This is a genomic window from Actinotalea sp. JY-7885 (assembly GCF_014525465.1).
In the GTDB taxonomy this organism is placed as follows: Bacteria; Actinomycetota; Actinomycetes; order Actinomycetales; family Cellulomonadaceae; genus Actinotalea.
The window spans coordinates 1-8062 of the sequence record NZ_JACEXH010000150.1; the positions used below are offsets into that span (position 1 = coordinate 1).

The window sequence follows — 8062 nt, forward strand, 5'->3', positions numbered from 1 at the left end:
GCCCGCGCCCGGCGTCTCACGGCACGTCGCGGCGCCGGCGGGCCGCCCGCACCGCCCGGACGTACCCCGTGGCGAGGCGGTCCACCGGGCCGGGCGCGAGGTCCACCGCGAGCCCGGCCGCGCGCGACCACCACGGGTCCACCACGCGGGGTCTGGCCACCACCGAGTGCGTGACGAGCGCGGCGACGTCGTCGGGCAGCAGCCCGGGGACCCGCCGGTAGGCGGGCGTCGCCGCGCTCATGGCCGTGTGGACCAGCGGCAGGCGCAGCGTCGTCGTCGCGACGCCGTCGACGGCGAGCTCGGGGGCGACCGACGCCACCCACGCGTCGAGCGCCGACTTGGACGCGCCGTAGGCGGACCAGCCGGGAAGCGGGACCGAGACGCTCGTGGTGGAGACGAGGACCAGGTGGCCCGCACGGGCGGCCGTCATCGCCGGCAGCAGCCGAAGGAGCAGCGCGACAGGTCCGAGGTAGTTGACGCCGGCTGTCCTGGTCACGTCGTGGAAGCGGTCGGCGTAGTCGGCCAGGAAGCGGTGGATCGAGTGCCCGGCGTTCGACACGACGACGGCCGGGGTGCCGTGCTCGGCGAGGATGCGCTCGCCCGCCGCGGCGGCCGCCTGCGGGTCACGCAGGTCGACGGCGATCGCGTGCGCCGTGCCGCCCCGCGAGCGCACGGCGCCGACGACGTCGTCGAGCGCCTCGGCGCCCCGCGCCAGCAGTACGACGCGCGCACCGACGGCGGCGAGCCGCTCGGCCGTGGCGGCGCCGATCCCACGGGAGGCGCCCGTGACGACCACGGTCCGTCCCCCGACCCGCTCGCGCACACGGTCCGGCGGGGCGCCCGTGCGGGCCATCCCGGTCGCGAGGAGGACGGCCCGAGGCATCCGCGGGCCGCCCGGGGCGTCGGGTCCTCGCACCACCACGTGCTCCCCTCGTCGGCACCCGTGGCCGGCAGGCGCGCGGCTCGTGCGCGTCACCCTACGCAGCGCCGGTCGGACGTCACCACGGTGGCGGCTCCCCCCGGCGGCCAGGTCCGGCTATGGTTCCGCCTGACACGAGGCAGGCAGGCGCGTGCCGCGGGCGGCACAACGGGGGACGGGGCGACGACCACATGGTCACCTTCATGGTCATCGGCGGCATCGGCCTCGCGCTCCTGCTGATCGCCCTCCCGCTCGGGGACGTCTTCGACATCGGCGACGGCGCGCTGTCGGGCACATCCCTCGGCGCGGGCGCCCTCGGGTTCGGCGCGATCGGCGCGATCGTCACCGCCAACGGGCTGCCGACCGTCTGGGCGTACGTCGCCTCGGCGGCCTTCGGTGTGCTGACCGTGGTCGGCGTCCAGCGCATGGTCGGGCACCTCAAGGCGTCCGAGGACGGGCTGCCGTACACGCTCACGGGTGTGCAGGGCGTCGTGACGTCGCCCGTCGCACCCGGCCGCAGCGGCGAGGTCAGCCTCGACGACCCGCGCGAGCTCGAGCGCCGCCTCGCGTGGGCCGACGTCGAGATCCCCGAGGGCACCCGCATCGTCGTCGTCGAGCAGTCCGGGGGCCGCGTCAAGGTCGCCCGCCCCGGCGCCTCGATCCAGGACTGAGATCCCCCACCCCGAGAGGCACACGTGAACAGCATCGGAGTACCCGCAGAGATCGTGACGGTGATCGGCGTCGCGGCGCTCGTCCTCGTCGTGGTCGCCGTCGTCGCGTTCATCGCGCGCCGCATCCGCCGCGTCCCCCCGAACGAGGCGCTCATCATCGTCGGCAAGGGCGCCGGCCGCTCCGCCGTCGGCGAGACGGGTCAGCGCGTCGTCGTCGGCGGTCGTGTGTTCGTCTGGCCGATCCTGCAGCAGGGCTTCCCGATCTCGCTCGAGCAGCGCCAGATCGGCATCACGGTCGAGGGCGTCGACAAGAACCGCATCAAGATCGCCATCAAGGCGTCGATCAACTTCAAGGTCCGCGGCGACGAGGAGGGCGTGCGTCGCGCCGCCCAGCGCTTCCTGTCCCAGCAGGGCACGCTGACCGAGATCATCAAGGAGTCCCTCGAGGGCTCGCTGCGCTCCATCGTCGGCGACATGACGATCGAGCAGATCATCTCCGACCGCAAGGGCCTCTCGGACCGCGTGGTCGAGTCGACGAAGATCGACCTGGCCGAGCAGGGCCTGCAGGTCGACCTGCTCAACATCTCCGACATCTCCACGCCGGGCTCCGACTACCTCGCGAACCTCGGTCGTGCCGAGAACGCGCGCGCCCGCCAGGTCGCCGAGGTCTCCGAGGCCGAGGCCCGCCGGGCGGCCGAGTTCGCCGTCATCGAGGCCGCAGAGCAGATCGCCGAGCGCCAGAAGGCGCTCGACCTCAAGCAGGCCGCGATCAAGGCGCAGACGGACCGCGCCAACGCCGAGGCCGAGGCCGCCGGTCAGCTCGCGCGTGCGGAGCAGGACAAGATCGTCGCCGCGCAGCAGCGCGAGGCGCTCGCCGAGCAGGCTCGCGTGACCGAGGAGCAGCTCGACATCGACGTCCGCAAGCCGGCCGAGGCCGCCGCGTACGCCGCCGTCCAGAAGGCCACCGCCGAGCGCGACGCCGCGAACGCCGCCACCGAGGCGGACGCCTACAAGCGCACGACGATCGCCCAGGCCAACAAGACCGCCGCGATCCAGGACGCCGAGGCCAACGCCGAGTCCGTCCGCCGCGCCGGTGAGGCCGAGCGCGACCGCCAGCTGGCTCTCGCCGCGGCCATCCGCGCCGAGGGTGAGGCGCGCGCCGCGGCCATCGAGGCCGAGGGTCGCGCCGAGGCCGCCGCCACGGACGCCAAGGCCGAGGCGCTCAAGAAGTACGGCGACGCAGCCATCGCGCAGGAGGTCATCTCGCGCCTGCCCGAGATCGTCCGTGCCGCCGCCGAGCCGATCGGCAACATCGGTCAGATGACGGTCATCTCGACCGACGGCGCCTCCGCGATCACCAAGAACGTGGCGTCGGTGCTCGGCGAGGGCCAGGAGGTCGTCCGCCAGCTCACGGGCCTCGACCTGTCGCAGCTGATCTCGTCGATCGCGGGCGGCCGGAGCTCGGACGACGGGGCGTTCCGTCGCGCGACGCCGCCCCCGCCGCCGCCGGTCTGACGGCGACGGACCCAGACAGCGACGGAGGGCGCTGACGGCACCGGCCGTCAGCGCCCTCCGTCGTCCGGGCCGGGACGCTCAGGCGGTGACCACGAACCGCGCGGCGAGCAGGTCCTGCGCACGCGACGAGCGTCCGACCCGGACCTCGATCTCGCCGGGCTCGACCACGCGACGTCCGGCGGCGTCCACGATCGTGCAGTCGGCGACGGGCAGCTCGAGGGTCACCTCGACCTGGCCGCCCGCCGGCACGTCCACCTGGGCGAACGTCTTGAGCTCCTGGTCCGCCCACGACACCGACGTCACGGCGTCGGACACGTAGAGCTGGACCGTCTCCCGCGCGGGGCGCGCGCCCGTGTTGCGCAGGGTCACGCTCGCCCGGACGACGTCGGCGGCCGTCGCCGTCGTGCGGTCGAGGCGCAGGTCCTCGTAGGCGACGTCCGTGTAGGACAGCCCCTCACCGAAGGCGAACGCCGGGCGCTGGGTGAGGTCGGCGTACCGGTCGCCGTGCTGGCCGCGGATCTGGTTGTAGTACGTCGGCTGCTGCCCGACGTGCCGCGCGAACGAGATCGGCAGGCGGCCCGACGGCTCGACGAGCCCGAGCAGCAGCTCCGCGATCGCCTGCCCGCCGCGCATGCCGGGGTTGCCGGCCCACACGAGCGCGGCCGCGGACAGCGCCGAGTCCGGCAGGACGAGCGGCTTGGACGCGAGCAGGACCACGACCAGGGGCGTCCCCGTCGCGGCGAGCGCGTCGAGCAGCGCGATCTGGCCACCCACGAGCTCGAGCGTCGCCGTCGAGCGTCCCTCGCCGACCAGCTCGATCCGGTCGCCGACGACGGCGACGACGTAGTCGGCGTCGCGCGCGGCCGCCACGGCCTCGGCGATGAGCACCTCGTCCGGGGCGCACGGCACCACCACGGGCGGGCGGGGCTGGCCGTCCGGGAAGGTCGCGCCCTCGGGGTCGGGCTCGAGGGTGAGGATGTCGGCGCCGCGGGCGTGCGTCACCGTCCAGCCCTCCGGGACGACGCCGCGCAGGCCGTCGAGCACCGTGGTGATCATCTCCCGCGGGTGGCCGTCCGGCAGCCAGTCGGCCTGGCCGGACGAGCCGGCCCAGTCGCCCAGCTGCGTCTGCGCGTCGTCGGCGAGCGGCCCGACGACGGCGACGCGGCGCGGGGTCGTGTCGCCGTCGGCACCGCGCACGAGCTGGGTGCCGGCGGCGGCGAGGTCGGCGCGGAAGCCGCCCGCGAGCGGCAGCACGCCGTCGTTGCGGAGCAGCACGAGCGAGCGGCGCGCGACCTCCAGGTTGAGGCGCGTGTGCTCCGGCGAGGCGATGACCCGCTCCTGCACCGCGACGTCCGGCCGGCGCGGGTCCTCGAAGAGGCCGAGCTCGAACTTGAGGGTGAGGATGCGCGTCACGGCGTCGTCCAGGTCGGACTCCGCGAGCATGCCGGTCGCGACAGCCTCGAGCGCGCCCTCGTAGAACCCGGGCGTCGTCATGATCATGTCGTTGCCGGCGCGGACCGCGGCGGCGGCGGCGTGCGCGTGGTCCGGCTGGACCTTCTGCTCCCACACCATCCGGCCGACGTTGTCCCAGTCGGTGACGAGCGTGCCCGTGTAGCCCCACTCGCCGCGCAGCACCTCGTCCAGGAGCCACTCGTTGACCGTGATCGGGACGCCGTCGGTCGTCTGGTAGCCGAGCATGAACGTGCGGCAGCCCTCACGCGCGACGCGCTCGAACGGCGGCAGGAACCACGAGCGCAGCTTGCGGCGCGAGATGTCCGCCTCGGACGCGTCGCGCCCGCCCTGGGTCTCGGAGTAGCCGGCGAAGTGCTTGGCGGTCGCGAGGACCGCGGTCGGGTCGCCGAGTCCGTCGCCCTGGTAGCCGCGCACCATCGCCGAGGCGAGCTCACCGATGAGGACCGGGTCCTCGCCGAAGGTCTCGTCCACGCGGCCCCAGCGCAGGTCGCGCGCGATGCAGAGCACGGGCGAGAAGGTCCAGTGGATGCCGGTCGCGGCGGCCTCGACCGCCGTGGCCCGCGCGACGCGCGCCGCGAGGTCGGCGTCCCACGAGCCGGCCATCGCGAGCTGCGTCGGGAAGATCGTCGCGCCCACCCAGAACGAGTGGCCGTGGATGCAGTCCTCGGCGACCAGGAGCGGGATCCCGAGGCGCGTCTGCGCGGTGAGCTCGTGGGCGCGCAGCACCCGCTCGGGAGAGGTGTGCAGGATCGAGCCGACCTGGGTGCGCAGCACGTGGTCGTCGACGCCGTCGCGGGCGTCGAGCTGCATCATCTGGCCGACCTTCTCCTCGAGCGTCATCCGGCCCAGGAGGTCCCGCACGCGCTCGGCGATCGGGAGGGAGGGGTCGCGGTAGGGGGCGCGCGTCGTCGCGGTGCTCATCGGGCGTCCTTGCTGTCGGTCGGGCGGGGCCGGCGCAGGGGCCGGTCCGGGGTCCGTGGTCCGTGGTCGAGGGTGACAGACAACGGCGCTGCCGTCCGAACCGGGCGCGCGGGCCGCCCGGCCCGGCGCGGCGTCCCGGTTGCCGCGCGTGCCCGGTGGCCCTAGGCATGGGGGTGACCCCGCACACCGGCCGAGGAGGCACCGTGGGACTCGAGGACATCGTGGGCAAGGCGCGCCGTGCGCTCGACGGCAACGAGGACAAGGCGCAGCAGGCGCTCGACTCGGCGGCGCGCGCCCTCAAGGCGCGCACGGACACCCCGACCGACGCCAAGATCGACCAGGTCGTCGACAAGGCCAAGGACGTGCTGGAGCAGCAGAAGAAGAAGCCCTGACCGGGGCGCGCGGCCCGGCGCGTCAGGCGGTCGCGAAGGCCGCCAGGCCGAGCTCGACCGCGCGGTCGAAGAGCAGCTCGCGGTCCTCGGCGGACAGCGACGCCTCGCGGAACAGCAGGTCGGAGATGGTGCAGATGGCCAGCGCCTGGCCGCCCTCCGCGTCGGCTGCCGCGTAGAGGCCCGCGGCCTCCATCTCGACCGCGAGCGTGCCGTGCTTGACGAGCAGCTCCTGCGTCGCCGCCCGCTCGGCGTAGAAGGCGTCGGAGGTGAAGACCGCCCCGACGTGGACGCTCTGGCGCGTTCGACGACGCCGTCGGCCGCTGGGCGTGGGGGCGGGCTCCGGCGCGGGCGCGCCCGGTCCGACGCCGGCCGCGAGCGCGGCGGCCGCCGTGAGCGCGAAGCTGGGCGCGTGGCTGTAGTGGATGCCCGGCACGCGATGGGCCGTCATCGCCGAGTCGGTGTGGGCCGCGCTCGCGATGACGACGTCGCCCACCTCGAGGTGCGGCGCCATGCCGCCGGCCGTGCCGATCCGGATGATGCGCTGCGCGCCGTAGTACCGGAACAGCTCGGTCGCGTAGATGGTGATCGACGGCATCCCCATGCCGGACGCCATGACGGACACCGGCCGGCCGTCGTAGGTCCCGGTGTAGCCGACGATCCCGCGCACGTCGGTGACGAGACGGGCGTCGGTGAGGACCGTCTCGGCGATGCGCGTGGCGCGCCGGGGGTCGCCAGGCATGAGCACGTCGGGGGCAAGGTCACCGGGCTCGGCGGTGATGTGCGGCGTCGCCATGTCTGCGACCCTAACGCTGCCGTGCGACGCGCTCACCGCTCGCGGGTCCCGGAGTGGTTGCTGTCACCCGGTCGGTACCTCGAGCACGACGTCGGTGCCGCTCGCCTCGAGGTCGACCCCGTCCGGGGTGAGCGCCAGTCCCGTGAGCTCCATCCCCTCCGGCAGCCCGTCGACGGGGACCGAGAGCCCCTGCACCTGCTCGACGAGGCGCGCCGGGAGGTCGTCGGCGTCGACCTGGACGCCGCCGAGGCTGAAGGAGACGACGTCGGCCTCGATCGCGCGCCCGGCGGCGCGCGGCGCGATCGTGATGGCGACCGGCATGCCGAGGACCGTCGTCGACGCGACGAGGTGCTGCCCCTCGACGGCGAGGTCGGCGTCGACGGAGAGCAGGGACGTGAGGTCGTCGAGGCGGGCCGACGCCGTCATCGTCGCCTCCGCCGCCGTCGTCGGCTGGTCCGTGGAGACGTCCCGCAGGAGGACGACGACGTCGTGCAGCGGCAGGCCCTCGAGCGTCACGCTCGACGCGGTGATGCGCACGTCGTCGAGCTCGCCGGCGAGCGCCTGGGTGAGGAAGGGGAAGCCCCCGATCGTCACGTCGGGCGTCTCGTCGAGCCCGGGCACCTGGGCGCGCAGCCCTTCGGCGAGGTCCGCCTCCGTGCGGTCCCGGACGACGCCGTCGGCGACGTAGGCACCACCCGCCAGCACACCGAGGACGACGACGGTTGCGACCACTCCCCTGACTCCCACGCCCGCGACGGTAGGCGCTCGCACGCCCCACCGCCCGCCCGACCCGCCCAGCGCGCCGCCCCGCCCGACCCGCCGTCCCCCGACCGCCGTCCCCCGTCCCGCCGTCACCCCGCCGTCACCTCGCCGCCCCCGGCCGCCCTCGATCCCGGTTTTGGAACGGATCTGGGCGTCGGCGCACCCGGATCGGTGCCAAAACCGGCGCCTGAGGGGGACAGCGACGCCGACGCGCGGCCAGGAAGCCCGCCGACGCCGCCCGCGCACAGCTGACCGCCGCCCGCCGCCCCTCGAGCCCGGTTTTGGAACGGATCTGGGCGTCGGCACACCCAGATCGGTGCCAAAACCTGCGCCTGAGGGGGGCAGCGACGCCGACGCGGTCAGGAAGCCCGCCGACGCCGGCCGACCCGCGCACAGCTGAGCGCCGCCCCCGCCCTCGATCCCGGTTTTGGAACGGATCTGGGCGTCGGCACACCCGGATCGGTGCCAAAACCGGCCGGTGAGGCGAGGGCGACGCGGGACAGTCGGGTCAGGCGGGCGGCGGCCGGGTCAGGCGGGGGGCGGGCGGGTCAGGCGGGCGGCGGGCGGGTCAGGCGGGCGGCGGGCGGGTCAGGTGGGGGCGGCAGGGGCAGGCGGG

7 protein-coding genes are annotated in these 8062 nt (G+C 74.9%); 3 read left to right on the plus strand and 4 right to left on the minus strand.

Annotated elements, in window-relative coordinates; all coding sequences use genetic code 11:
* Positions 1 to 16 precede the first annotated feature (16 nt).
* Positions 17 to 919 (minus strand): SDR family NAD(P)-dependent oxidoreductase, encoded by a 903-nt coding sequence (locus tag IDM29_RS12785; protein ID WP_188037593.1) that lies wholly within the window; start codon positions 917 to 919, stop codon positions 17 to 19.
* Positions 920 to 1110: 191 nt separating this feature from the next.
* Here IDM29_RS12785 and IDM29_RS12790 point away from each other — a divergent pair, with 191 nt between their 5' ends.
* A complete protein-coding gene (locus IDM29_RS12790) occupies positions 1111 to 1590 on the plus strand; it encodes an NfeD family protein (protein WP_182112656.1) in 480 nt (159 codons plus the stop codon).
* Between the two features lie 24 nt (positions 1591 to 1614).
* Positions 1615 to 3105, plus strand: coding sequence for an SPFH domain-containing protein (locus tag IDM29_RS12795; RefSeq protein WP_370525782.1), 1491 nt, complete (start codon positions 1615 to 1617; stop codon positions 3103 to 3105).
* 78 nt (positions 3106 to 3183) lie between these two features.
* On the opposite strand, the gene IDM29_RS12800 is transcribed toward IDM29_RS12795, so the two are convergent.
* Positions 3184 to 5499: a glycoside hydrolase family 3 N-terminal domain-containing protein gene (locus IDM29_RS12800; protein ID WP_182112655.1), complete on the minus strand. Its 2316-nt coding sequence runs from the start codon at positions 5497 to 5499 to the stop codon at positions 3184 to 3186.
* Positions 5500 to 5702: 203 nt separating this feature from the next.
* Between IDM29_RS12800 and IDM29_RS12805 the strand changes: the two genes are divergently transcribed.
* Complete coding sequence (locus IDM29_RS12805; RefSeq protein ID WP_182112654.1) at positions 5703 to 5891, plus strand: antitoxin; 189 nt, start codon at positions 5703 to 5705, stop codon at positions 5889 to 5891.
* A gap of 22 nt (positions 5892 to 5913) precedes the next feature.
* Here the strand turns inward: IDM29_RS12805 and IDM29_RS12810 are convergent, their stop codons facing one another.
* Positions 5914 to 6684: a purine-nucleoside phosphorylase gene (locus IDM29_RS12810; protein ID WP_182112653.1), complete on the minus strand. Its 771-nt coding sequence runs from the start codon at positions 6682 to 6684 to the stop codon at positions 5914 to 5916.
* Positions 6685 to 6747: 63 nt separating this feature from the next.
* The gene (locus tag IDM29_RS12815) at positions 6748 to 7431 is read right to left on the minus strand and encodes a DUF2993 domain-containing protein (protein WP_182112652.1); all 684 of its coding nucleotides are present in this window, start codon (positions 7429 to 7431) and stop codon (positions 6748 to 6750) included.
* Positions 7432 to 8062: the final 631 nt, after the last annotated feature.